Raw genomic sequence first — 25,374 nt, forward strand, 5'->3', positions numbered from 1 at the left:
GGAATTTTATCTTAGAAATCGATGGCGCGGCCGTTGACTTCCCAGTCACCGAAGCGAGCCGGTTCCGCACCCCCTCGGCCACCGATCTCGGGCGGCAGGTCCAGCGGCTTTTCCGCCTTGCGTCGCGCCTCTGCTTCTGCCAACGCGCGCTGTGCGGCGGGCGAAAGGACCTTCTTCGGTGTTTCCCCGGTCTCGCTCGCGACATTGTCATTGCCGGCAATGGGGCCAAGGACAGGTTCTGACATGCTGCTTCTCCGTGGAACTATTGTATTTGGCGAACGAATGACCAAATCATAAAGCGTTCGGGCGAAGATAGGAAGAGTTTCGCCAAAACCCCGACGAGGAGTGAGAGAAAACGATGAATCTGATGCGCACGGCCATGCTTCTGGCCTTCATGACGGCCCTGTTCATGGGCGTCGGATACCTGATTGGCGGTCAGGGCGGCATGATGATCGCGTTTGTGGTGGCCGCCGGCATGAACTTCTTTTCCTACTGGAATTCGGATCGGATGGTGCTGTCCGCCTATCACGCGCAGCAGGTCGATGCGCGCAGCGCCCCTGAATTCTACGGCATGATCCAGCAGCTTTCGGCAAATGCCGGCCTGCCGATGCCGAAAGTCTATATCTACGATAATCCGCAGCCGAACGCGTTTGCCACCGGTCGCAATCCGGAAAACGCGGCCGTTGCCGCCTCCACCGGCCTTCTCAACATGCTCACGGAAGAGGAAGTGGCGGGCGTGATGGCGCATGAGCTGGCGCATATCCAGAACCGCGATACACTGACAATGACGGTGACAGCGACCCTTGCCGGCGCCATTTCCATGCTCGGCAACTTTGCTTTCCTGTTCAGCGGTAACCGCGAGAACAACAACAATCCTTTCGGCTTCATCGGCGTTCTCGTGGCGATGATCGTGGCCCCCTTTGCAGCCATGCTGGTGCAGATGGCGATCAGCCGCACGCGCGAATACTCTGCCGACCGGCGCGGTTCGGAAATCTGCGGCCAGCCCCTCTGGCTTGCTTCGGCGCTCGCCAAGATTTCCGGCTATGCCCACCAGATCCCGAACGAGGAAGCCGAGCGCAATCCGGCCACGGCGCATATGTTCATCATCAACCCGCTGTCGGGCGAGCGCATGGACAATCTGTTTTCAACGCACCCGAATACCGAAAACCGCATTGCCGCGCTTCAGTCTCTGGCGGCTGAATTCGGTCAGGGCGGGTACGATCCGCGCTCGACGGCCCGGGCGTCGGCTGGTACAGCGGTGCGCAAAGGGCGTTCCGTGCCGTCGGCGGGTTCGGGACGCGGCACATCCCGTCCGCCCAAAGGACCATGGTCTTGACGAAAGATAATCAGCGCCGGCCCGCAAGGCCGGCGTCCGCGCAAAGATCGAAGGATAATGCGACCGCGATGGCGGAACCGCCGAAGCCCGGCCTCGAAGCCCGCATGACCGCCGCCAAGCTGATCGGCGCCGTCATCGACCGCAAGACGCCGCTTGACGGCATGCTGGATGCCACCGGCGGAAATCCGGCCTATCTGAAGCTCACCGATGCCGATCGCGGTCTGGTGCGCGCCATTCTCAATACGACGCTGCGCCACCTGCCGCGCATTGAGGCCATCCTCGCTTCGCTTGTTTCCAATCCGCTGCCGGAAGGTGCGCGTGCCCTGCACCACGTTCTCGTCGTTGCGGCAGCCCAGATCCTTTATCTCGATATTCCCGATCACTCCGCCGTCGACCTTGCGGTGGAACAGGCGAACCGTGATCCGCGCAACCGGCGCTTCGCCGGGCTGGTGAATGCCGTTCTGCGCCGCCTGTCACGTGAAAAGGAGGGGCTGCTGGCGAGTGTCGAACAGGTTTCGCCGATGCCGGACTGGTTCATGAAGCGACTGACTGCGGCCTATGGCGCGGAGGAAGCGGCACAGATCGCCGCCGCCCAGCTCGTACCCGCAGCCATCGATCTCACCGTGAAATCCGATCCGCAAGGCTGGGCTGAAAAGCTCGGCGGTCATGTCCTGCCCACCGGCAGCGTCAGGCTGAATGCTTTTGCCGGCTCTATTCCCGAGCTTGAGGGTTTCGAAGCTGGAGAATGGTGGGTGCAGGATGCGGCAGCGGCGATCCCTGCCCGGCTGTTCGGCGATATTTCCGGCCAGCACATCGCCGATCTCTGCTCCGCGCCGGGCGGCAAGACGGCGCAGCTCGCTCAGGCTGGCGCGAGGGTCACGGCGGTCGAACAATCGAAAAGCCGGCTGAAGCGGCTTGAGAGCAATCTCGCGCGTCTGAAGCTTTCGGCTGAAAGCGTCGAGGCCAATCTTCTCGATCATCGGCCGGACACACTTTATGACGGCGTTCTGCTCGATGCGCCCTGCTCATCCACCGGCACGACGCGCCGGCATCCGGATGTGCTCTGGACCAAGGGACCGGATGATATTGTCAGGCTTGCAGCCCTTCAGGAGAAGCTGCTGCGCCACGCGCTGACGCTGGTAAAGCCGGGTGGCAAGGTCGTGTTCTGCAATTGCTCGCTCGACCCCTCCGAGGGTGAGGAACTGATCGCGCGGGTTCTGGCCGATACGCCGGAAGTCAGCCTTCTGCCGGTCCCGGCCAGCTACTTTCCGGGGCTTCAGGCCGCGATCAACGCACGCGGCGAGATCCGCACTACGCCGGCCATGCTGACAGGCGACGGTGAATATCCGGGAGGAACGGACGGTTTTTTTGCCGCGGTCCTTCAAAAGTCGATAGAAACCAATCATTAATCAAAAAGTGATTCCGGCGTGATCGGAAGGGCGGCGGCAGTCTCTGGCCGGCGTCCCTTTGGCGTCGGTAGGTTTCGAGGGGGTGTTTTCAAGCGGATATGAGGTCGGATCGTCGCAGACACGTTGGTCTATATCTGCGTCAAGCCTGGCGAAATGCCCGGATCGGCTTCGTGCGTCTGCGGCTGAAATTCGTGCCGCCCACCGGTCGTGCGCCGGACAGGCTTCTGGTTGCGCCGACCGACCTGAGAGCGGTCGATACCTTCGTGGCGGACGAAATCGTCGTGGGACGCTATCTTCTGGCGGGTCGTGCGCTGGTCACGGAAGGGGCGTCCCCCTTCACCCTGGAACTGCCCTCGCGGAATTTCGCCATCAAGCTTCACAGTTTCACCTGGCTGCGCCACATGCGGGCCGTGCGGACCGATGATGTCTGCGCCGTTGCCCGGGACGTCGTCCTCGACTGGATCGGGCTTCACGGTCGTCGCGTTTCCGGTGTTGCCTGGGAACCGGATGTCATCGCCATGCGGATCATTGCCTGGCTGTCGCATTCGCCGGTCGTGTTGCAGGGAGCGGAGGCCGCTTTCTACGCCCGGTTCATGAAAAGCCTCGCCTATCAGGTGGCCTATCTCGACAAGATCTCCAACGCGCTGGAAGAGGGTGAGGTGCGGCTTCGCGTTCGTATCGCGCTCGCCATGGCGTCCATTGCCATGCCGGTCAAGGTATCGACGGTGAAACGCGCCGCGCGGCGTCTGGACAGCGAACTGGAGGCGCAGATCCTGCCGGATGGCAGCCATGTCTCGCGCAACCCGCGCGCCGTACTCAATTTGCTGCTCGATCTCCTGCCGCTGCGCCAGACCTATATCAATCTCGGTCATGACGTGCCGCAGAAGCTGATCGCCGCCATCGATCGCATGTATCCTGCCTTGCGTTTCTTCCGCCATCAGGACGGCAATCTCGCCCTGTTCAACGGCGCGACTTCGACACTTGCCAATGAATTGATGTCGGTTTTGCGTTATGACGAAACGAGCGGCCTGCCCTTCAAGGCGCTGCCGCATGCTCATTACCAGCGTCTTTCGGCGCACCAGACCACGCTGATCGTCGATACGGGCATACCGCTTTCACCGGAGCTTTCCCGCACGGCCCATTCCGGCTGTCTGTCCTTCGAGATGTCGTCGGGCCGGAACCGGTTCATTATCAATTCCGGCTCTCCGAGCTTTGCCGGTCGCAGCTTTCAGCAACTGGCGCGCGCCACCGCCGCCCATTCCACCGTTACGCTGGCGGATACATCTTCATCGCGGCTATCCCCTTCGCATTTCATCGGCCCGGTGATGGTCAGTGGCGTTTCCGCAGTGAAGGTCGAACGTCAGGAAGACGATGACGGGAATGATCGCGTCATCGCCAGTCATGACGGCTATGCCGGCCGCTTCGGCTTCATTCACGAACGCACGATCAGCATGGACGCCATTGGTATCCACATCAAGGGTCATGACCGCCTGTTGCCGGCGAAGGGCAACGCCGAGGTCGATCCGGGGCTTGTCGCCATTGCGCGCTTTCACATCCATCCAGCCATCGAGCTGGAGCAGGTGGATGAGGAATCCGTGATGCTGACCGCGCCGGATGGTGAAAGCTGGTATCTGCACGTACCGGACCAGCGACCGGTTATTACCGAAGATGTCTTCTTTGCGGATTCTTCCGGCATTTCGCCGTCGCAACAGATCGAGGTGGAGTTTTCGGTGAATGTCACTCCGGAAATCCGCTGGATTCTGACGCGGCGCGCATAAGCTGCGAATCATTTCCACCGGAAAGGCCGGAATCTCCGTGCCTGTGGTTTCTTCCGCGCAAAAGCTGTGATAGGGCGACGCCATCTTGAGGCGGCCCCACCGCTTGGTCGCCCCACTCAACACAGGGAGCCAAGACCGTGGCCGTCGTTTCCAAGAAAATTCCCGCCCCCGACAAGGTGCAGATCAAGACCGCGCTTCTGTCCGTTTCGGACAAGACCGGTATCGTTGAACTCGCCCGCGCGCTTGCCGATCTCGGCGTCAAGCTGCTGTCGACCGGCGGCACCCACAAGGCGATTGCCGCCGCCGGCATCGCCGTTACCGACGTTTCCGAGGTTACGGGCTTTCCGGAAATCATGGACGGCCGCGTCAAGACGTTGCATCCCATGGTTCACGGCGGCTTCCTCGCCATTCGCGACGATGAAGAGCACGTTGCCGCGATGAAGGCACATGGCATCGAGGGTATCGACCTTGCCGTGATCAACCTCTATCCGTTCGAGGAAGTGCGCGCCGCCGGCGGTGACTATCCGACGACCGTCGAGAACATCGATATTGGTGGCCCGGCCATGATCCGTGCTTCGGCCAAGAACCACGCCTATGTCGTGACGCTGACCGATCCCGCCGATTATCCCGAGCTTCTGGAAAGCCTCAAGGCCGATGCCGGCCAGACGGCCTATTCTTTCCGCCAGCGCATGGCTGCCAAGGCCTTTGCCCGTACCGCGGCCTATGACGCGATGATTTCCAACTGGTTCGCGGAAGCGCTTGCCATCGACACGCCGCGTCACCGTGTCATCGGTGGCGTTCTCAAGGAAGAGATGCGCTACGGCGAGAACCCGCACCAGAAGGCGGCCTTCTACGTAACCGGCGAAAACCGTCCGGGCGTGGCTACGGCAACGCTTCTGCAGGGCAAGCAGCTTTCCTATAACAACATCAACGACACGGATGCCGCCTTCGAACTCGTCGCTGAGTTCCCGCCGGAAAAGGGCCCGGCTGTGGCGATCATCAAGCATGCCAACCCCTGCGGCGTGGCCGTCGCGCCGACGCTGGTCGAAGCCTATCGCCGGGCGCTCGCCTGCGATTCCACTTCGGCTTTCGGCGGCATTATCGCGGTGAACTCGCTCCTCGATGCGGAGACTGCGGAAGAGATCGTCAAGCTCTTTACCGAGGTCATCATCGCGCCGGAGGTGACGGAAGAAGCCCAGGCAATCATCGCCGCCAAGAAGAACCTGCGCCTGCTCACTACCGGCGCCCTGCCCGATCCGCGCATTCCCGGCCTCACCGCCAAGACTGTTTCCGGCGGCCTGTTGGTCCAGACCCGCGATAATGGCATGGTGGAAGACCTCGATCTCAAGGTCGTCACAAAGCGCGCGCCGACCGAACAGGAATGGCTCGACATGAAGTTCGCCTTCAAGGTGGCCAAGCATGTGAAGTCGAACGCCGTCATCTACGTCAAGGACGGCCAGACCGCCGGTATCGGCGCAGGCCAGATGAGCCGTGTCGATTCCGCCCGCATCGCTGCCATCAAGGCCGAGGATGCCGCCAAGGCCAATGGCTGGGCAACGCCGTTGACACACGGTTCGTCTGTTGCTTCGGAAGCCTTCTATCCCTTCGCGGATGGCCTTCTTGCCGCGATCGCCGCCGGCGCGACTGCCGTCATCCAGCCGGGTGGCTCGATGCGCGACCAGGAAGTCATCGATGCTGCCGACGAACACAATGTTGCGATGGTCTTTACGGGCATGCGCCACTTCCGCCACTAACCGCATCAGTCGTTTCAAACATAAAAAGGCCGGGATCACTCCCGGCCTTTTTTGTGTTTCCCGTGAAACACTTGCGTCCTGTTATGCGCCGTGCTGGGCGGCAAGGTCGGTCAGCAGCCCGGCGGCGACGGCGATGCGGGCGAGGCCGATTTCACCGCTATCGCTGAGGTTCACCAGTTCGGCGGCGACGCGGTTGATGCGCAGACGGTCCTTCGCATGCCAGGCTTCCACGGGTTGGCGCTCCTTGCCGTGGGCTGTCAGAACGGCGGAGACGATCTGACGACGGGCGGTGGCGATCTGGTCGAGACCGTGGGTAAGCGCCAGCGCCTCGTAGTGGTCCGTCGTCGTGATCCGCGACCCGTTGCGGATAAGCTGCGGAATGCGGAAGGTCTGCGACACCGCGAAATAGGCTTCGACGGCCCTGAGCAACGTAGCACCGGTCTTTTCAGCCACCTGCAGCACTTCCGGCGTCAACACCAGCAGCGGCAGGCTGGCAATGTCGCCGGCAAGCGTCAGTGGCACACCGGCTTCGGTGAAGGTGGCGCGGCGGGCGGCAATCTCGTCCGCGATGGCGACAGGCGTTGCGCTGGCCAGTGCGGGTTTGAGGCTGCGCAGCGCCGTGCGGATCTTCTGGATCGCTGCGTTGATATCACCCTTTTCGAGACCGGTCTTGAGCAGAACGCGGGTTGCTTCGGTGTAGAGCATTTCTATCGCGGCATAGAGTTCGAGCTGCAATGCGCCCTTGATCTTGCCGTCCAGCGCATCGACGCCGGCCCAGAGCTTGTCGAGATCGAAGCCCTCGCGCACCAGAACCGCCGCGCGCACCACATCGGCGGCGGTGGCGCTGGTGGCGTCGCTCATCGCCTGAACGAAGCCCGGTCCGCCGCGGTTGATGACTTCGTTGGCCAGTACGGTCGCGATGATTTCCCGGCGCAGCGGATGGCTGGAAATATCCTCGGCGTGGATCTTCTGCATGCGTTCCGGGAAATAGCCGGCGAGCGTGCGGGCAAACCACGGATCATCCGGCAGGGCACTGGCGACAATCGCATCGCAGAGCGTGATCTTGGCATAGGAAAGCAATACACCGATTTCTGGCCGGGTAAGTGGCTTTCCGGCGGTATAACGCTCGGTGAAGGCGGCTGCGGAGGGCAGGTATTCGACCTTGCGGTTCAGGTGACCAGTTGCTTCCTGCACGTTCATGAGCCGGCTCAACGTTTCGCCATTGGCAACGCCCTGCCGTTCCGTCAGCGAAATGGCGAGGCCCTGCAGGTAGTTGTTGCGCAGAACCAGACGACCCACTTCGTCGGTCATGGTCACCAGCAGGCGGTTGCGGGCTTCGCGCGTCAGACGACCTTCGCGCATGGCGGTGGCCAGTGCGATCTTGATGTTGACCTCGACGTCGGAAGAGTTCACGCCTGCGGAATTGTCGATGGCGTCGGAGTTGATGCGTCCGCCCTTGAGGCCGAAGGCGATACGGCCTTTCTGTGTCACGCCGAGGTTTGCCCCCTCGCCGATCACGGCGGCACTGACCTCCGTTGCCGAAACGCGGATCGCATCATTGGCGCGGTCGCCCACATCGGCGCTGGTTTCCTCCGGCGCCTTCACATAGGTGCCGATACCGCCGAACCACAAGAGATCAACCTGCGCCCTGAGAATGGCCGACATGATTTCGGTGGGCGTGACCGTCGCCTTGTCGAGACCAACGGCGGCCTGTGCTTCCGGTGTCAGAGTCACGGATTTCTCGGCGCGTGAAATGATCATCGCACCCTTGGAGAGCGTCTTGCGGTCATAGTCCTGCCAGCTCGAACGTGGCAGGTCGAACATGCGTTTGCGTTCGGCAAAGGACTTTGCGATATCCGGATCGGGATCGATGAAGATATCGCGGTGATCAAAGGCGGCGATCAGGCGGATCTGTTCGGAGAGCAGCATGCCGTTGCCGAAGACGTCGCCGGACATATCACCGACACCGGCCACGGTGAAGGGCGTTGTCTGGATGTCGATGTCCATCTCGCGGAAGTGACGCTTCACGGTTTCCCAGGCGCCGCGGGCGGTGATGCCCATCTTCTTGTGATCATAGCCGGCCGAACCGCCGGAGGCGAAGGCATCATCCAGCCAGAAACCGGCGGCCTGCGCCAGTCCGTTGGCAGTATCGGAGAAGGTGGCGGTGCCCTTGTCGGCTGCCACGACGAAATAGGGATCATCGCCGTCGAGCCGCACGGTATTGGCAGGCGCAATCACCTTGCCGCCATTGATGTTGTCGGTGATCGACAGGAGCGTGCGGATATAGGTCTTGTAAGCTTCCTTGCCGGCGTTGAATACCTCGTCGCGGTTACCACCTGCCGGCAGGTTCTTCGGATAGAAGCCACCCTTCGCACCCACCGGTACGATCACGGCGTTTTTCACCTGCTGCGCCTTCACGAGGCCGAGAACCTCGGTGCGGTAATCCTGGGCGCGGTCCGACCAGCGCAACCCGCCGCGCGCCACCTTGCCGAAGCGCAGATGCACACCCTCGACCTCCGTTCCGTAGACGAAGATTTCGCGGAAGGGGCGCGGCTCCGGCAGATCGGCCAGAAGTGCCGGATCGAACTTGAAAGCCAGCATGGCCGGGATGCCGCCATCGGCATCCTTCTGGAAATAGTTGGTGCGCAACGTGGCGTCGATAGCGTTCACGTACCGGCGCAGGATGCGGTCCTCGTCCAGCGTCGGCACGGCGGCCAGCCCTTCGGCGATGGCGTCGCGATGTTCGGCAAGCTTCTTCGGTCGCAGCTTTTCGGGAATGCCCGGGTCGAAGCTGTCCTGGAACAGGCGGAAGATCGCGGCGCTGATCGCGGGATAGCGCACCAGCGTTTCGGCAATGTGGTGGGGCGAATAGATGATGCCGGTCTGGCGCAGATAGCGGGCATAGGCGCGCAGAACCGAGGTTTCGCGGCCCGTGAGGCCGGCTGCCAGAATGAGCCGGTTATAGGGGTCGTTGTCGATGCGCTCGGCATAGGCGGCGAGGAAGGCTTCTTCCAGAACCGGGCCTTGGGTCTTCAGGTCGAAGACGCGCCCGCCCTCGGTCTCCAGCTCCATGTCATGGAGAATGACCAGATCGCGATCTTCACCATGGGCGATTTCAAGCTCGAACGTCTGTTCGCTGATAACCCGGAAGCCGAGATTTTCAAGCAGCGGCACGCGCTTCGACAGCGGAATCTGCCGATGCGGATTGAAGATCTTGAGGCCAAGAACGCGGCCTTCCTGATCATAGTGATAATGGAAGGCGATATGGGGCGTCGCGGTCGCAAGCGCGCCCGTCATCAACGGCAGATCGGAAACCGCATCTTCGGGGGCGAAGGACTCCTGATAGGCCTGGCTTACCTCCAGACGCGGCGCGTTCGGTCCGGCCAGTGCGGCCAGACGGTCGCTCCAGCGGGTGACGATACGGCGCACGGCTTCTTCCAGACGGGCCTGACTGATATCCGGGGTCTTGCCGCCGCGTCGACCGATGATGATGTGAACGCGGGCGACGCCGCCTTCCGGGAAGGCGGGGTAGTAGGCGGAGACATGGCCCTCGTAGGCCGCAGCCATGAACTGACCGATCTTTTCGCGCACGGCGGAATTATAGTCCTCGCGCGGCACGTAGACGATGAGAGAAACGAAGCGATCGAAGCGGTCGATGCGCGGCAGAACCCGCACGCGGGGGCGTTCGGCGAGATCGTTGATCTGGTCGCAGAAATTGGTCAGCAGGTCGACATCGATCTGGAAGAGATCGTCACGCGGATAGGCTTCCAGCGTGTTCTGAAGCCGGCGGCCGGAATGGCTGCGGACATCGAAATCGAAGCGCTCCGAAACACGGCTGACCTTGCGGCGCAGAAGCGGGATCTGGCTGACGGAGCGGGTATAGGCGGTGGAGGTGAAGAGACCGGCAATGCGGAGCTCTCCGATGACCTTGCCGTCCTTGTCGAAGCGTTTGACGCCGACATAATCCATGTAGGCGCGGCGGTGCACCACGGACTTGGCGTTGGCCTTGGTGACGATCAGGAAATCCGGTCCTTCAAGAAAGGCAAGGATTTCCGGTGTGGTCATCACCGCTTCCTTGCCCCGGCGCAGCACGAGAACGCTCGGATCGGAGAGAATGCCGAGGCCGGGCTTTTCGCCACGCTCGAACTTCGCCGTCTCGCCGGTGCCACTATAGACATATTCCCGCATGCCGAGGAAGGTGAAATTGTCGCTGCGCAGCCAGTCGAGGAAGGCGATGGCCTCGTCGCGGTCCGCTGTGCGGGCGCCGGCATCCACGGCTTCGAGTTCGGCCATGGCTTCGTTGAGCAGCGAAAGCATCGGCGTCCAGCCGTTGCTCGCCAGTTCCACCTGGGACAGCACGTAGCCGATCCGCTCGGCCAGTGCGGCGGCGCGGGCCTTTTCGAGGGCGGTCAGGTGGATCTGGATATGGCTGATCTGGCGGCCGGGCGCCTGATCGGTCGCGGGCGTGAACAGACGGTACTGTTTCGGTGCGGATTCAACGAGAATGGGATGGATCGCAAGGTGAATGTCGCGGCTTTCCGCGGCCACCTCGCCCATGACCGAATCGTAGAGGAACGGCATGTTGCGTGCCACGATCGAGATGACCGTGGCCGGCTCGCCGGAAAAGTCGATGCCTGAAACGGGGCCGATCGTAACGCGCGGTTCGCCACCTTTCCAGGCGGCGAGTTCCTTTGCCGCATGGGTGGCGCTGGTGGCCAGCATTTCCGGCGTGTAGCGCTCGAGATCGTCATTGCTGGCGTGGCTGAACAGCAAACCGGGGTCGAGATGCGGCTCCCGGCCATTGCGGGCCATCAGCCGTGCCGTGTCGATCTTCCTGTCGCGCCTCGAAGTGCTGGCCGCGCCCATTTTCTCTCTCCCTGGTTTCCATCCCTGCCGGGCAGGATTGATCCGCAAACCTTGTCAAATCATGTAGCTTTTCGCATTGAAATACAAACTTTGCGCGAAATGATGCCCTTCTTTTGCGTTTGGCAGCGTACTTCACCGAAAAATGCGCGAAAATCGCGAAAGTCACACGCTTGTCACGCTGATGTTGACAGGGAGGGTCAAAAGGACCGATCAACAGTCAGCTCTTACCATTGGAAAATCTCGTCATGTCGGAATCAGTACCGGGGGCGGTCATCGCCATTTCCAGTCATGTAGTGCGCGGCTCGGTGGGCAATCGTGCCGCCGTTTTCGCGCTGGAAACGCTGGGACATCCGGTCTGGTCCATGCCGACGGTGCTCATGCCCTGGCATCCCGGTCATGGCCCCTCGACGCGCATGCTCATTCCTGACGAGAGTTTCTCGCGCGCCATCGACGATCTCATCGCCTCACCGAAGCTTGGCGAGGTGAAGGCCGTGCTGACCGGCTATTTCGGTTCTGCGGAACAGCCGGTGGCCGTTGCCCGGCTGGTTTCGGCTCTCAGGGAAAAAAATCCCGACCTTCTTTATGTCTGCGATCCGGTCATGGGGGATCTCGGCGGCCTTTACGTGCCGGAAAAGACGGCGTTGGCGATCCGCGACCATCTTCTGCCGCTGGCGACCCTCGCCACGCCGAACCGGTTCGAGTTGGCCTGGCTTTCCGGTGCACCGCTGGAGGATAACAACCAGATCATCGATGCAGCCCTGTCGCTCGGGCCGCAGAAGATGCTCGTCACCTCGGCCTTCTCCATGATGACGGGCGGAACCGGCAATCTCTTTCTGTCCGGTCGCAATGCGCTGCTCGCCGAACACCGCGCCATCGGCAATCCGCCAAACGGGCTCGGCGATCTTCTCGCGGCCTTGTTCCTGTCCCGGCTGCTGTCGGGCATGGACGAGGAAAAGGCGCTGCAATTGGCCACCGCCAGCGTGTTCGAGCTGATTGCCCGCACCGCCAAACGGGGCAGCGACGAGTTGACGCTCGCCGCCGATGCCGCCAGCCTGTCACGGCCCATGGCGATGGTTCAGATGCGCCGTCTTCTGCATCCGGCAAGTCGAAGGCCGCGTTGAAACGCAAATTGTGCAATGCTGCGCTGCAATATTCGCCGAAAGAACAAGTTGCCAATCTTCAGTCTTGGATGTAATTGCTGACGCCATGCAACGGTTTCCAGAGTATCTGCTTGCGGGCTACCGCAGTTTCATGGCCGGACGTTACACGGCGGAGCGTGACAGGTATGTAGAACTGGCCGATCATGGCCAGCAACCGCATACACTTCTTATTGCTTGTTGCGATTCCCGTGCTGCGCCCGAGATCATTTTCAACAGCTCTCCCGGCGAACTGTTCGTCGTGAGAAACGTCGCCAACCTCATTCCTCCCTATGCGCCGGACGGCAGCCATCACGCCACATCGGCGGCGATCGAGTATGCCATTCAGGTATTAAAGGTCGCGAATGTGGTCATCATGGGTCATGGTCGATGCGGTGGTATTCAGGCCGCGCTTTCGCCGAGCTTTACGCCGCTCTCCGATGGCGACTTCATTGGGGACTGGATGGGGCTGCTCAAGCCGGCAGCCGAACAAATCCAGACCAGTTCGCTTCTGACGGCTGGTGAGCGACAGACAGCGCTTGAACGCGTCTCGATCCGCAATTCGGTCAATAATCTGCGTAGCTTCCCCTTCGTGAGAGAACGGGAGAAGGCTGGCGAAGTGCATATCCACGGTGCCTGGTTCGATATTTCGAGTGGCGAATTGTGGGTCATGGACGGCGATTCCGGCGATTTCATCCGCCCGCAGGTCTGAAACAGCAATCCTTTCCTTCAAACAAAAGAGCCCCGGTCGCAAAACCGGGGCTCTTTTGCATTCGATTGTTTACGCTCTTACTGGGCGTCGATGGCAGCACCGATATAGGCAATTGCCTGCTGGTAGACACTGGCAGCGTTCCAGCCCTGAATGGCGCTGAAGTTCGGCTGGCCCTGCTGGTAGCCGGCACCGGCGCGCCAGCCGTGGCCCTTCAAGAAGTTGGCGGTCGAAGCAAGCGCATCGGCGCGCGAACGCACGAGGTCGATACGGCCGTCGCCGTCGCCGTCGGCACCGAAGCGGGCGACGTTGCGCGGCAGGAACTGCGTCTGGCCGATTTCGCCATGGGCGGCACCCTTGGAGCTTGAATTCAGCGTACCCTGACCGAAAAGCTGGAGCGCGGCGTAGAGTTGGTCGGTGAAGTAGTCGGAGCGGCGGCAATCATAGGCAAGCGTTGCCACGGCCGACATGGTGTGTTCGTTCCCCATGAAGCTTCCGAAGCCGGTTTCCATGCCCCAGATGGCAATTAGCGGGCCGGCGGGAACGCCATAGCGGCGCTCGATGGAAGAGAACAGGGCGGCGTTCGACTTCTTCATGCCCTTGCCGCGGGAAATGATCGCCTGGCCGCCGCGCTTCTGCATGAACTGATCGAAGGACAGTTTGAAGGAATGCTGGCCACGGTCAGCGCGGATCGTCGCCTGATTGTAGTTCACGTTCGAGAAAGCCTTGTCGAGCACCGATGCCGGTACGCCCTGGCCTGCGGCTTCCTTCTTGAAGGCGCCAACCCAGGCATCGAAGCCTGCGGAGGTGTTGCCGCAGGTGGCAGCCGCCGCCGGCGCGGCAAGTGCTGCGAATGTTGCAAATGTCAAAGCGAATTTCGCCATGCGCATGAAAGAAACCCCGTCTGTTGAACCCTGATCCCGAGGAACCCGACGCCGATCTTCCATTGCCGATCCGGCCAGGTAAATCCACGCTCGCGCCCCAAAAGCGCCTTTACTCGCAGTTGTGGTACCCGCGAATCCTAAAAATCGGATTAACGTTTCCGAAACCATCACGACAAGTCAAGAAACGTCTGCGTCATTGAAAGGCCGGGCTTGCGTATGCAGGGCCCGGCCTTTCTAAGCCTTGTCAGGCAGCCTTCGGCTTGATGAGCGCGCGGTTGACCAGAAGCTCAGCGATCTGGATCGCGTTGAGCGCTGCACCCTTGCGCAGGTTGTCGGAGACGACCCAGATGTTCAGGCCGTTCTCGACGGTCGCGTCCTCGCGAATACGCGAGATATAGGTTGCGTCTTCGCCGGCGCATTCGATCGGGGTGATGTAGCCGCCGTTCTCGTGCTTGTCGATGACGAGGCAGCCCGGTGCCTCGCGCAGGATATCACGGGCCTGATCGGCGGTGATTTCCTTCTCGAACTCGATGTTCACGGATTCGGAATGGCCGATGAAGACCGGTACGCGTACGGCGGTGCAGGTCACTTTGATCTTCGGGTCGAGCATCTTCTTGGTTTCGGCCAGAACCTTCCACTCTTCCTTCGTGTAGCCGTCTTCCATGAAGACGTCGATATGCGGAATAACGTTGAAGGCGATGCGCTTGGTGAACTTCTTGTTCTCGATCGGATCGGCAACGAAGACGGCGCGGGTCTGGGTGAACAGTTCGTCCATGCCTTCCTTGCCGGCGCCGGACACCGACTGGTAGGTGGAAACGACGACACGCTTGATGGTGGCCGCGTCATGCAGCGGCTTCAGCGCCACGACGAGCTGGGCCGTCGAGCAGTTCGGGTTGGCGATAATGTTGCGCTTGGTAAAGCCGGAAACGGCGTCCGGGTTCACTTCGGGCACGATCAGCGGAACGTCGGCGTCGTAACGCCAGGCGGAAGAGTTGTCGATGACGACGCAACCCTGTGCGCCGATCTTCGGCGACCACTTCTTCGAGACATCGCCACCGGCCGACATCAGGCAGATATCGGTGTCGGAGAAATCGTAGTTCTCGAGGTTCTGGACCTTCAGCACCTTGTCGCCGAACGACACTTCCGTGCCCTGCGAGCGCGCCGAGGCAAGCGCCACGACTTCCGATGCGGGGAAACCGCGTTCGGCGAGGATGTTGAGCATTTCACGGCCGACATTTCCGGTCGCGCCCGCTACAGCAACTTTGAAACCCATGATCAAGCTCTCTTTCTCTTCTCTCCTCGGGGTCGGTGAGGGGGGAAGCCAAGCCTAAGACGGCATCGGTCTTCCTGTCCCCAGCCGAGCCGGGGAGAGAGCGGCGGGCCAAGGACGTCAGACGGTTTTCGTCGTCGTTTTGGCCGTTGTTTTGCTGAAATTCGAAACAGGAAGAACCATCCCGCCGCAAAGCGCCGGGTTGAAACTGTCAGCCATGTTCACGCTGTCACGAAGCATCGTGGTTTCCTTGTCCGCCGCTGCTATTACGGTATTTTGCGGCGGAGTCAAGCAATCCGGGCTGTTCAGGGGGCCGTGCGCTTCATTTGCCGCTCTGCGCGGCGACGAAGGCTCCGAAATCCGCCATGAAGGCGGCAATATCGGCCTGCGTCTTCTCGTCGGTGAGCCTGCCTTCTGCATCGAAGCGGGTGTTGGCGCGCGACACCAGCAGGCGGCCGCCGTTCCACGGCGTTGCGCCGAGTGCCTTGATCACGGGGAGCCATGCATTTTGTGAAAGGATGGTGCCGAAGCCGCCGGGAGATGCGCCGGCGATTGCCACAGGCTTGCCGCCGAATACGGCCTTCATGTCACCGCCGCGACTCATCCAGTCGATGGCGTTCTTCAGCACGCCGGGGATCGAATTGTTGTATTCGGGCGTGACGATCAGAAGTCCGTCTGCGCCGGCTACCAGCGTTTTCAGGGTGGCAACGGCGAGCGGAATGCCGTTCGCCGTCTCCACATCGCCATCATACAACGGAATTCCTTTTATCGTGCCAATTGAAAGGGTTAGATTTTCCGGCGCGGCGGCAGCACAGGCCTCCAGCAGGGCGGCGTTCAACGAGCCCTTGCGAAGACTTCCCGAAATTCCGGCGATTGATATCATGTATTTTACTCCGCTTGTCCGCGTTATTGATGGCGCATGCAACCATGAAACGGACCATTGGTGAAGCCGGTTCCATTGACGGCGCGTGCGACGAAGCTGCGACAATTTGCTTCGGTGCATTAGACTAAAGTCGTTATCCGAAAGACATGATGCACGAACGCTGACTTTTCTGTCATTGATAGTTGGAACGCATCTTAAGCCCGTACCGGGCGCCCGGAGGAGGAAACCTGGGTTGTGATGTGTCACTGGGGTTTTTTGGAGGAATAATCATGGCTAATGTCGCCACCGCTGGGGCAGCCCCGGCGCGCATGACCCGTGAGGAACGCAAGGTTATCTTCGCGTCCTCGCTCGGTACCGTCTTCGAATGGTACGACTTCTACCTCTACGGTTCACTCGCTCTCTACATCGGTTCGCACTTCTTCTCGCAGTATCCGGAAGCGACCCGTAACATCTTTACCCTGCTCGCCTTCGCGGCAGGCTTCCTGGTGCGCCCGTTCGGCGCTCTGGTATTCGGTCGTCTGGGCGACCTCGTCGGCCGCAAGTACACCTTCCTCGTCACCATCGTGATCATGGGCGCCTCGACCTTCCTCGTGGGTCTTCTGCCCGGTTCGCAGACCATCGGCATTCTCGCACCGACCATCCTGATCATCCTGCGCATGCTTCAGGGTCTGGCGCTCGGCGGTGAATATGGCGGTGCCGCCACCTACGTGGCCGAGCACGCTCCGGACAACCGTCGCGGCTTCTACACTGCCTGGATCCAGACGACTGCAACGCTCGGCCTGTTCCTGTCGCTGCTCGTCATTCTCGGCATTCAGACGGCGATGGGCCCGGTTGCCTTTGCCGATTGGGGCTGGCGCATTCCGTTCCTCGTCTCCGTTCTTCTGCTCGGTGTTTCCGTTCTCATCCGTATGACGATGAGCGAATCGCCGGCCTTCAAGAAGATGAAGGAAGAGGGCAAGCAGTCGAAGGCTCCGATTTCGGAAGCTTTCGGTCAGTGGAAGAATGCCAAGATCGCCCTTCTCGCCCTGTTCGGCGCCGCTGCCGGTCAGGCCGTGGTCTGGTACACCGGTCAGTTCTACGTTCTGTTCTTCCTTCAGAACGTTCTGAAGATCCCGGCCCAGGACGCCAACATTGCTGTTGCCGTCTCGCTCGCACTCGGCACCGGCTTCTTCCTGTTCTTCGGTTGGCTGTCGGACAAGATCGGCCGCAAGCCTGTCATCCTGGCTGGCCTGCTGCTCGCCACGCTGACCTACTTCCCGCTGTTCAAGGCTCTGACCTGGACGGCAAACCCGGCTCTCGCCCAGGCCCAGGAAACCATCCGCGCCACTGTGACCGCAGACCCGAAGGATTGTAACTTCCAGTTCAACCCGACCGGTACTGCCAAGTTCACGACCTCGTGCGACGTTGCCACGGCGTTCCTCACCAAGAACTCGGTTCCCTATGATGTCGTCCCGGGCCAGGCTGGTCAGGTCGCCTCCATCAAGATCGGCGAATCGATGATCCCGGGCTATGCGGCAACCGATGCAGATGCAAAGGCCAAGGCTGCAGCATTCGAAAAGGGCGTCAACCTTGCCCTGCAGACCAACGGTTACCCGCTGAAGCGCGGCGAAATCAAGGTTCCGGAAACCCGCCTGGATGCCTTCATTGCAGCCAACCCGGAACTGAACCTTGATGCGACCGCTATCCGCGCCGGTGAAAAGTCCATCGTTACGACGGAAGAGCTCATCGAAGCCAAGCTGCTGACGGCCGAACAGGCTGCTGGTCAGACCTCGATGTCGGTCTACACGATCAAGGGTGCAGGCGCCTTCGCCATGTTTGCCGATCACGCCGCCATCAAGTGGGTTCCCATGATCGGCATTCTGCTCATCCTCGTCATCTACGTGACGATGGTGTACGGCCCGATCGCTGCCCTGCTGGTTGAAATGTTCCCGACCCGCATCCGCTACACCGGCATGTCTCTGCCCTACCATATCGGTAACGGCTGGTTTGGTGGTCTTCTCCCGGCAACGGCCTTCGCAATGAGCGCCGCCAAGGGTGATATCTACTACGGTCTCTGGTATCCGATCATCATTGCCGGCTTTACCTTCCTTGTCGGTCTGATCTTCCTCAAGGAAACCAAGGGCAAGGACATCTCGCAGTAATCGTCGCTTCAAAAGGACGAATGAAAAACGGCCCGGCGCTTCCTAAAGCGCCGGGCTTTTTATTGGGAAAGACGTTAGCGTGAAAAAACAAGGCCACGACGGGCGGCGAGGCGGGCCAATACAAACGCTGATCCAAGCCCGACCAGAAGGCCGGCGATGACGTCGCTCGGGTAGTGTACGCCGAGCAGGATGCGGCTCATGGCGAACCAGAGCGCCAGCACCAGAAAGACCAGGCGGTATTTCGGGAAGCAGAAGGCGAGAGCGGCGAAGAGCGCGCCGGCGTGGGTGGCGTGCCCCGAGGGAAAGCTGACATAATCGAAAGCGCCGTCCAGAGCCTTGCGGCCGAACAGACCGTGTTCGGCGAACACGGTAGGGCGGGCACGCCCGATCAGCGGCTTGAGCACGTGGGTAATGCCGCTTGCCATCATAACGGATGCCATCGTGTAGAGGCCCTTGCCAGCCGTGGCCATGGCATGAAGCGTCAACGCCACCCCCGTGAAGAGCGCCAGCGTGCTCATCACGGGTATGAGCATCACGAAATCACTGGTGAGGGCGGCAAAGGTTACCAGCACGTCCGGCCAGTGATTTTCCATACGGACGGACCGTTCGTCGAGGAAGAGGAATGCCAGGGCCGGCAGAGGCACCAAGGCAAGTCCGAGCAACGGGTTCCAGCGCGGCGAGGTCAATAATGGCTGCACCGTCGGTTTCCGGCTTTTCGGTTCACTCATGGGGTCCTCTGGGGTCATCGTCTTTTGGTTAAGGTCCGGTCCTACATAGTCGTCCCGGCATCGTTTCAAACCCCGTAACGAGAAAAACCCGCCGGCGGTACCGCCAGCGGGTTTCAACTTGTCGTGCGTCAGGCGATTCGGGTCAGGCCGACAGGGCCTTGAACTCGGCGAGAATGGTGTCGCCCATCTCCGTGGTGCCGACCTTGCGGCAACCGGGCGCCATGATGTCGCCGGTGCGGATGCCCTTTTCGAGCACGTTGGCGATGGCCTGTTCCAGCCTGTCGGCTTCGGCAACCATGTTGAACGAATAGCGCAGGCACATGGCGAAGGAGGCGATCATGGCGATCGGGTTGGCAATGCCTTCTCCCGCAATGTCCGGGGCCGAGCCGTGGACCGGCTCGTACATGGCCTTACGCTTGCCGGTAACCGGGTCCGGAGCGCCGAGCGAGGCCGACGGCAGCATGCCGAGCGAACCCGTCAGCATGGCGGCGATATCCGAAAGCATGTCGCCGAACAGGTTATCGGTCACGATGACGTCGAACTGCTTCGGCTGGCGAACGAGCTGCATGCCGCCGGCATCGGCCAGCATGTGGGAGAGCTGCACGTCTGCGTAGCGGTCCTTGTGGGTGGCGGTGACCACTTCGTTCCACAGCACACCCGACTTCATGACGTTGCGCTTTTCCATCGAGCAGACAGCGTTCCTGCGAGTGCGGGCCAGCTCGAAGGCCACGGCGGCAATACGCTCGATCTCGAAGGTGTCATAGACCTGTGTATCGACGGCGCGTTTCTGGCCGTTGCCGAGATCGGTGATCTGCTTCGGTTCACCGAAATAGACGCCGCCGGTCAGTTCGCGCACGATCAGGATATCGAGGCCCTGAACGAGTTCCGGCTTCAGCGAGGATGCATCGGCCAGCGCCGGGTAGCAGATCGCCGGGCGCAGGTTGGCGAAGAGGGCCAGATCCTTGCGCAGACGCAGCAGGCCGGCTTCCGGTCGCACGTCATAGGGAACGTTGTCCCACTTCGGGCCGCCGACGGCACCGAACAGAACGGCGTCAGCCGCGAGGGCCTTCTTCATGTCGCCTTCGGAAATCGCGACGCCGTGGGCGTCATAGGCGCTGCCGCCGACGAGGCCTTCGTCGGTCACGAAGCCGGCGCCCTGGGCTTCGTTCATCCAGGCAATGATCTTGCGGACTTCCGCCATCGTCTCGGTGCCGATGCCATCGCCGGGAAGCAGGAAAAGGGAACGGGTGGTCATGGATAAGCCTCCTCAGGGGTTTGGGCGGTTTTTAGTCCCCGCCCGCGGCGAATACAAGGACTTCTCGCGCCCGAACGGTACGGGAAAGGCCGGTTTTCGTGTCTTTTAGAACGGTTTCAGTCCTGTGGCGTAATGTCATCTTTTAGGGGCCGTGGTATTACGCTCTAAGCGTTGATGAAGCAGCCGGCAGAAGGGCAAGTTCGCGCCGGGTGTCAAAATGGAGACAACGATGATGAACGTATTTGCGAAGCCGCTTGCGGCTGCGATTCTTCTTGCGATGGCTGCTGCTCCGGCAATGGCGGCTGATCATGAAATCAAGATGCTCAACAAGGGTTCCGACGGTGAAGCCATGGTCTTCGAACCGTCCTTCCTGCGCGTTGCCGTGGGCGACACCGTCACCTTCGTTCCGACGGACAAGGGCCATCAGGTCGATGCCGTCAAGGAAGGTCTTCCAGATGGCGCCGAAGAGTTCAAAGGCAAGCTCAACGAGAAGGTCACCGTGACGCTGTCCGTCGCCGGTGCCTATCCGGTCAAGTGCATCCCGCATCTCGGTCTCGGCATGGTCGGCCTAATCGTTGCCGGTGATGGCGTTCCCGCCAATCTCGACAAGGTCAAGGCCATCAAGTTCCCGAAGAAGTCGCAGGACCGCTTCGTGGCTGACATCGCCAAGGCCGAAGCGCCCTGATCGATGACGGGGGCTGCGCCAGGTGGCCCTCTCCATCCCCGTGGCATGAAAAAGCCAGCCGTCCTTTCGGGCGGCTGGCTTTTTTTGATGGGTATCCTGCCGGAAATCAGGCCCAGGGCTGAGCCGTTTCGCGGGCCTTTTCGAAGCTCTGGATCGATCCGGCCTTTTCCAGCGTCAGGCCGATATCGTCGAGGCCGTTCAGCAGGCAGTGGCGACGGAAGGCATCGATCTCGAACTTGATCGATCCGCCGTCCGGGCCAGTGATTTCCTGGTTTTCTAAATCGACCGTCACGATGGCGTTGGAGCCGCGCGAGGCGTCGTCCATCAGCTTGTCGAGATCTTCCGGGCTGACGATGATCGGCAGAATGCCGTTCTTGAAACAGTTGTTGTAAAAGATGTCGGCGAAACTGGTGGAGATCACGCAGCGGATCCCGAAGTCGAGAAGCGCCCAGGGCGCATGTTCACGCGAGGAACCGCAGCCGAAATTGTCGCCGGCGACAAGAATCTTGGCGCCTTCATAGGCCGGCTTGTTCAGGATGAAATCCGGGTTCGGCGAGCCGTCGTCCAGATAGCGGGCTTCTGCGAAGAGGCCCTTGCCGAGACCCGTGCGCTTGATCGTCTTCAGGTAATCCTTCGGAATGATCATATCGGTGTCGATGTTGACGACAGGCATCGGGGCGGCGACGCCGGTGAGCTTGACGAACTTGTCCATCCAATCCTCCAAGGGCGCTTGCGGTCTCGGGTCTCAAGTCGCTATGCGCGCCGTCTCTAAATCCGGTTTTCGCGGGCGCGTTCGCCGGGCAGGTTCCACTCCGGCATCGCTTCTCAGCACAAGGCCCGCGATTTACTCCGCACATAGTGCAAAATCGCGGGTTTGAGAAGCCGAATGTCAGCGCAAACGGTACGATCCTGCGTCAGGATCGCCGTTTCGCGGGTGATTTTTGCAATCTTACTGGTCGATGATCGTGCCGCGACCGTCGTTCCAGATCCGCATCTCCTCAGCCTTGCGAGCCTTGGCATAGACGGGGGCGCGCTTCGGCGCGGGCATCAGCATGCGGGCGATCAACGTCACCGCTGCGAGACCGGCCACCAAAGCCAGGAACGAAGCCGTCAAAAGCACGGTGCCGGCAATGACGGCAACACTCAGAAGGCCCAGAAAGAGGGAACGGATATTGTTCATGAGTCGTGATCCTTTCACGATGAATAATGTGGTCCCGCCTTCCCCCGACTGCAAGGACGAATCTTGGATATTGCGCGAATCCGGCAAATTTAGGCGCGTTGCATGCCATTTCGTATGGCTTGCGCCGGTTCGGAAACCTTGGCAGAACGGGTGGCATGACAGATAGAACCGTTTCCCGCCCCGTCCGCCTGCGCCGCTCGCTTCTCAGCGTGCCCGCCATCAACCCGCGTGCGCTCGAAAAGGCACGCTCGCTGGCCGCCGATGGCGTGATCTTCGACCTTGAGGATTCCGTGGCGCCGGAAAAGAAGCAGGAGGCCCGCGAGAACCTCGTCCGTTTCTTCGATGAAGGCAGGCTTGAGGGGCGGGAGAATATCATCCGCATCAATGCGCTTTCGAGTGAATTCGGTGCGCTCGACATGGAAACCGTCATCCGGCTCGCGCCCGATGCGGTGCTGATTCCGAAGGTCGATGAGCCGGAGGACGTGGCGACGGTGGCCGATCTACTGGACGAGGCCGGCGTGACGCCCTCGGTCGAGGTCTGGGCGATGATGGAAACGCCGCGTGGTGTGCTGAACGCGGCGGCGATCGCCCGCAGCGGCCGCACGGATGGCGCCCGTCTCGGTGCCTTCGTCGTCGGTCTCAACGATCTGCGCAAGGATACCGGCATACCGATGGAACCGGGGCGCACCTATCTCGTGCCCTGGCTGATGCAGGTGGTGTTGGCCGCGCGCGCCTATGGCGTCGAGGTGATCGACAGCGTCTGCAACGATTTCCGCGATCTGGAAGTCTTTGCGGCGGAATGCCGGCAGGGGCGTTCCATGGGCTATGACGGCAAGATGCTGATCCACCCGGCGCAGATCGAGGCGGCCAACCGCTTCTTTGCCCCTGATCCGGCGGAAGCCGCGGAAGCGGAAGCCATCATCGCCGCTTTTGCCGATCCGGCGGCGGCGGGTTTAAACGTACTGAACGTCAACGGTCGCATGATCGAGCGTCTGCATGTGGCGGAGGCCGAACGGCTGGCCACCAGGGCACGGCTTGCGGCCCAGCGGGAGAATTGAAATGAAGCTTTACCGTTTCCTCACCGGTCCCGACGATGCCAGCTTCTGCCACAAGATTACGGCGGCGCTGAACAAGGGGTGGGAACTTTCGGGGTCGCCCACCTATGCCTTCAATGCCGCCACCGGCACGATGCAATGCGGCCAGGCGGTGACGAAAGAGGTGGAAGGCAAGGACTATTCACCGGACATCAAGCTCGGCGAACAGTAAGCGCTACCATCAGCGCTGCGCCGAGGCCTCGGCGCTTTCCTCGATGCGTTCCATGTCATCGTCGGAGAGGCCGAAATGGTGACCGATCTCGTGGATCAGGACGTGGGTGATGATATCGCCCAGCGTTTCCTCGTTTTCGGCCCAGTAGTCGAGGATCGGGCGGCGATAGAGCGTGATGCGGTTCGGAAGTTCGCCCGTTTCCATGGTGAAACGCTCTGAAATGCCGCGGCCTTCGAAGAGACCCAGCAGATCGAAGGGCGTTTCCAGCGCCATGTCCTCGAACACGTCGTCGGTCGGAAAATCCGAGATTTCGATCGTCAGATCCGTCGTCAGTGCGCGAAATTCATGCGGCAGGTTGCCATAGGCATCAATGGCCAACGATTCGAACACGCTGAGCGTCGGCGCGTGGCGATCCCGCCAATCGTCGGTCTGGTCAATGCGGGCCATCTTCACTCCGGTCGAGCGGTCCCTGTCCGGGTTGCTCTTTTTCAGTTTGGCCGCTTCGCATGTCGGCGGCTTTCTCAGACGTGCATATAGGGTCTCCCGTCTCAAATTTCGAGAGGAATCGGAAAACGAGGCTAACGCACTGGCTTTCTTCCGGTCCATGTCGTGGCGGCTGTTGCGCTGCCGAATCGAATTTTCTTGACAAGGAGCATCTTCTTTTGCAGAAAGCGGATAGTAAGGTTCAAGTTTGATGGACTGAGTGGACATGCTGGTTTGTAGCTGCAACTATATCACCGACACGGACATCAAGGGCGTCATCAATGACCTCCTCGATGAGGACTGTTGGCAGCTCATCGTCCCGGCCAAGGTCTATCACGCCATGGCGAAACGCGGTCGCTGCTGCGGCTGTTTCCCGACCGTGGTCGATCTGATTATCTCGACCACCGAGGAATATCATCGTCGCCGTCAGTCGACGGAAGCCGATGTTTGTGATTTCATGTCCCGCCTGAAACAATTCCATGAAGAACGCAGGAGAGCGGACATTGAAAGGCGACAAAAAGGTCATCGAGCGGCTTAACGAGGCTCTTTTCCTCGAACTCGGCGCGGTCAACCAGTATTGGCTGCATTATCGTCTTCTTGAGGACTGGGGTTACACCAAGCTCGCCAAGAAGGAACGGGCCGAGTCGATCGAAGAGATGCAGCATGCGGACAAGCTCGTTTCGCGCATCATCTTCCTTGAAGGTCACCCCAACCTGCAGACGGTTGCGCCGCTGCGCATCGGCCAGAACGTCAAGGAAGTTCTGGAAGCCGATCTGGCTGGTGAGTACGACGCCCGTGCTTCCTACAAGGAATCGCGCGACATCTGTTATCAGGCTGGCGACTACGTCTCGATGAAGCTGTTCGAACAGCTTCTGATCGATGAGGAAGGTCATATCGACTTCCTCGAGACGCAGCTCGAGCTTCTGGGCAAGATCGGCGAGGCCAAGTATGGCCAGCTCAACGCCGGTTCGGCGGACGAAGCCGAAGGCGACGAACACTAAGTTCGTAACGCAGTTTGGAATTCAAAGACCGCCCGCGACGATCCGTTGCGGGCGGTCTTTTCGTGTCGATAGGTCAACGTCCGGCAAGATGGCTGAATTCGGCAACGACGGCTTCGTAAACCTGGCGCTTGAAAGGAACGATCAGCTCCGGCAGATCGGCCATCGGTTTCCATTCCCAGGCATCGAATTCCGCCGTATGGCCGCCGGGCGGCGGGTTGATGGCGATTTCGCTTTCGTCGCCTTCGAACCGGTAGGCGAACCAGCGCTGCGTCTGGCCTCGATATTTGCCGCGCAGGCCAATGCCAATCAGATGGTCCGGCAGATCGTAGTTGATCCAGCGGGGAGCCTCGGCGAGCAATGAAACGCTCTTCATACCGGTTTCCTCGTAAAGTTCGCGCAGCGAGGCGAGTTCCGGGTCTTCGCCCTCGTCAATGCCACCCTGCGGCATCTGCCAGAGCTGCGGCGAACCGTCATATTCGGTATTGCCCTCCTTGAGGCGACGCCCGGCCCAGACGAGGCCCTCGGCGTTCAGCACCATGATGCCCACGCAGGGGCGATAGGGCAGGTCTTCCGCCCGAACCTTGTTCTTCACTTCCTTGCTCATGGCAAA

22 protein-coding genes and 1 pseudogene are annotated in these 25,374 nt (G+C 60.8%); 12 read left to right on the top strand and 11 right to left on the bottom strand.

Features of this window, described 5'->3' with window-relative positions:
• Nucleotides 1-11: 11 nt before the first annotated feature.
• On the bottom strand, nucleotides 12-245 hold the full coding sequence (locus tag GGQ66_RS13300) for a DUF1674 domain-containing protein (protein ID WP_183793211.1): 234 nt from the start codon (nucleotides 243-245) through the stop codon (nucleotides 12-14).
• 113 nt (nucleotides 246-358) lie between these two features.
• On the opposite strand from GGQ66_RS13300, the gene htpX reads away from it, so the two are divergent.
• The 4 genes from htpX (at nucleotide 359) to purH (ending at nucleotide 6,277) form a co-directional block, all read left to right on the top strand.
• A complete protein-coding gene (gene htpX, locus GGQ66_RS13305) occupies nucleotides 359-1,336 on the top strand; it encodes a zinc metalloprotease HtpX (protein ID WP_183793212.1) in 978 nt (325 codons plus the stop codon).
• Nucleotides 1,327-2,745: an RsmB/NOP family class I SAM-dependent RNA methyltransferase gene (locus GGQ66_RS13310; protein WP_183793213.1), complete on the top strand. Its 1,419-nt coding sequence runs from the start codon at nucleotides 1,327-1,329 to the stop codon at nucleotides 2,743-2,745. The genes htpX and GGQ66_RS13310 overlap by 10 nt, the downstream gene beginning before the upstream one ends.
• 98 nt (nucleotides 2,746-2,843) lie before the next feature.
• On the top strand, nucleotides 2,844-4,523 hold the full coding sequence (locus GGQ66_RS13315) for a heparinase II/III family protein (protein WP_183793214.1): 1,680 nt from the start codon (nucleotides 2,844-2,846) through the stop codon (nucleotides 4,521-4,523).
• Nucleotides 4,524-4,660: 137 nt separating this feature from the next.
• Nucleotides 4,661-6,277, top strand: coding sequence for a bifunctional phosphoribosylaminoimidazolecarboxamide formyltransferase/IMP cyclohydrolase (gene purH / locus GGQ66_RS13320; protein ID WP_183793215.1), 1,617 nt, complete (start codon nucleotides 4,661-4,663; stop codon nucleotides 6,275-6,277).
• An 81-nt stretch (nucleotides 6,278-6,358) separates the two neighbouring features.
• Here the strand turns inward: purH and GGQ66_RS13325 are convergent, their stop codons facing one another.
• A complete protein-coding gene (locus tag GGQ66_RS13325) occupies nucleotides 6,359-11,143 on the bottom strand; it encodes an NAD-glutamate dehydrogenase (RefSeq protein WP_183793216.1) in 4,785 nt (1,594 codons plus the stop codon).
• 245 nt (nucleotides 11,144-11,388) lie between these two features.
• On the opposite strand from GGQ66_RS13325, the gene pdxY reads away from it, so the two are divergent.
• Both pdxY and GGQ66_RS13335 read left to right on the top strand, forming a co-directional pair.
• On the top strand, nucleotides 11,389-12,264 hold the full coding sequence (gene pdxY / locus GGQ66_RS13330) for a pyridoxal kinase PdxY (protein ID WP_183793217.1): 876 nt from the start codon (nucleotides 11,389-11,391) through the stop codon (nucleotides 12,262-12,264).
• Nucleotides 12,265-12,349: 85 nt separating this feature from the next.
• A complete protein-coding gene (locus GGQ66_RS13335) occupies nucleotides 12,350-12,991 on the top strand; it encodes a carbonic anhydrase (protein WP_183793218.1) in 642 nt (213 codons plus the stop codon).
• A 77-nt stretch (nucleotides 12,992-13,068) separates the two neighbouring features.
• On the opposite strand, the gene GGQ66_RS13340 is transcribed toward GGQ66_RS13335, so the two are convergent.
• From GGQ66_RS13340 to GGQ66_RS13350, 3 genes are all read right to left on the bottom strand, one after another.
• Nucleotides 13,069-13,878 (bottom strand): lytic murein transglycosylase, encoded by an 810-nt coding sequence (locus GGQ66_RS13340; protein WP_183793219.1) that lies wholly within the window; start codon nucleotides 13,876-13,878, stop codon nucleotides 13,069-13,071.
• A 238-nt stretch (nucleotides 13,879-14,116) separates the two neighbouring features.
• A complete protein-coding gene (locus GGQ66_RS13345; protein WP_183793220.1) occupies nucleotides 14,117-15,145 on the bottom strand; it encodes an aspartate-semialdehyde dehydrogenase in 1,029 nt (342 codons plus the stop codon).
• 319 nt (nucleotides 15,146-15,464) lie between these two features.
• Nucleotides 15,465-16,025 (bottom strand): NADPH-dependent FMN reductase, encoded by a 561-nt coding sequence (locus tag GGQ66_RS13350; RefSeq protein ID WP_183793221.1) that lies wholly within the window; start codon nucleotides 16,023-16,025, stop codon nucleotides 15,465-15,467.
• Nucleotides 16,026-16,294: 269 nt separating this feature from the next.
• Between GGQ66_RS13350 and GGQ66_RS13355 the strand changes: the two genes are divergently transcribed.
• A complete protein-coding gene (locus GGQ66_RS13355) occupies nucleotides 16,295-18,166 on the top strand; it encodes an MFS transporter (RefSeq protein WP_183793222.1) in 1,872 nt (623 codons plus the stop codon).
• A gap of 74 nt (nucleotides 18,167-18,240) precedes the next feature.
• Here GGQ66_RS13355 and GGQ66_RS13360 read toward each other — a convergent pair whose 3' ends face one another.
• Both GGQ66_RS13360 and leuB read right to left on the bottom strand, forming a co-directional pair.
• Nucleotides 18,241-18,894, bottom strand: a complete 654-nt coding sequence (locus tag GGQ66_RS13360; protein ID WP_183793223.1) for a phosphatase PAP2 family protein — start codon at nucleotides 18,892-18,894, stop codon at nucleotides 18,241-18,243.
• A 142-nt stretch (nucleotides 18,895-19,036) separates the two neighbouring features.
• Nucleotides 19,037-20,149: a 3-isopropylmalate dehydrogenase gene (leuB, locus tag GGQ66_RS13365; RefSeq protein WP_183793224.1), complete on the bottom strand. Its 1,113-nt coding sequence runs from the start codon at nucleotides 20,147-20,149 to the stop codon at nucleotides 19,037-19,039.
• A gap of 229 nt (nucleotides 20,150-20,378) precedes the next feature.
• Between leuB and GGQ66_RS13370 the strand changes: the two genes are divergently transcribed.
• Nucleotides 20,379-20,834, top strand: coding sequence for a pseudoazurin (locus GGQ66_RS13370; protein ID WP_370686347.1), 456 nt, complete (start codon nucleotides 20,379-20,381; stop codon nucleotides 20,832-20,834).
• Between the two features lie 106 nt (nucleotides 20,835-20,940).
• Here GGQ66_RS13370 and leuD read toward each other — a convergent pair whose 3' ends face one another.
• Entirely contained in the window at nucleotides 20,941-21,546 is a 606-nt protein-coding gene (gene leuD, locus GGQ66_RS13375; RefSeq protein WP_183793225.1) for a 3-isopropylmalate dehydratase small subunit, read from the bottom strand.
• Between the two features lie 237 nt (nucleotides 21,547-21,783).
• Complete coding sequence (locus tag GGQ66_RS13380) at nucleotides 21,784-22,014, bottom strand: hypothetical protein (RefSeq protein ID WP_183793226.1); 231 nt, start codon at nucleotides 22,012-22,014, stop codon at nucleotides 21,784-21,786.
• Between the two features lie 155 nt (nucleotides 22,015-22,169).
• Here GGQ66_RS13380 and GGQ66_RS13385 point away from each other — a divergent pair, with 155 nt between their 5' ends.
• On the top strand, nucleotides 22,170-23,072 hold the full coding sequence (locus GGQ66_RS13385) for an HpcH/HpaI aldolase/citrate lyase family protein (protein WP_183793227.1): 903 nt from the start codon (nucleotides 22,170-22,172) through the stop codon (nucleotides 23,070-23,072).
• 1 nt (nucleotide 23,073) lies between these two features.
• Entirely contained in the window at nucleotides 23,074-23,280 is a 207-nt protein-coding gene (locus tag GGQ66_RS13390; RefSeq protein WP_183793228.1) for a DUF1737 domain-containing protein, read from the top strand.
• Nucleotides 23,281-23,289: 9 nt separating this feature from the next.
• On the opposite strand, the gene GGQ66_RS13395 is transcribed toward GGQ66_RS13390, so the two are convergent.
• The gene (locus tag GGQ66_RS13395) at nucleotides 23,290-23,727 is read right to left on the bottom strand and encodes a metallopeptidase family protein (protein ID WP_183793229.1); all 438 of its coding nucleotides are present in this window, start codon (nucleotides 23,725-23,727) and stop codon (nucleotides 23,290-23,292) included.
• Between the two features lie 207 nt (nucleotides 23,728-23,934).
• Between GGQ66_RS13395 and GGQ66_RS13400 the strand changes: the two are divergent.
• Nucleotides 23,935-24,301, top strand: a pseudogene (locus tag GGQ66_RS13400) ((2Fe-2S)-binding protein).
• Nucleotides 24,267-24,764, top strand: coding sequence for a bacterioferritin (bfr, locus tag GGQ66_RS13405; RefSeq protein ID WP_183793230.1), 498 nt, complete (start codon nucleotides 24,267-24,269; stop codon nucleotides 24,762-24,764). Before GGQ66_RS13400 ends, bfr begins: the two are co-directional and overlap by 35 nt.
• Before the next feature lie 73 nt (nucleotides 24,765-24,837).
• Here bfr and GGQ66_RS13410 read toward each other — a convergent pair whose 3' ends face one another.
• The gene (locus tag GGQ66_RS13410) at nucleotides 24,838-25,368 is read right to left on the bottom strand and encodes an RNA pyrophosphohydrolase (RefSeq protein ID WP_183793231.1); all 531 of its coding nucleotides are present in this window, start codon (nucleotides 25,366-25,368) and stop codon (nucleotides 24,838-24,840) included.
• Nucleotides 25,369-25,374 lie beyond the last annotated feature (6 nt).

This window comes from Allorhizobium borbori, from assembly GCF_014196535.1.
Taxonomy (GTDB): domain Bacteria; phylum Pseudomonadota; class Alphaproteobacteria; order Rhizobiales; family Rhizobiaceae; genus Ectorhizobium; species Ectorhizobium borbori.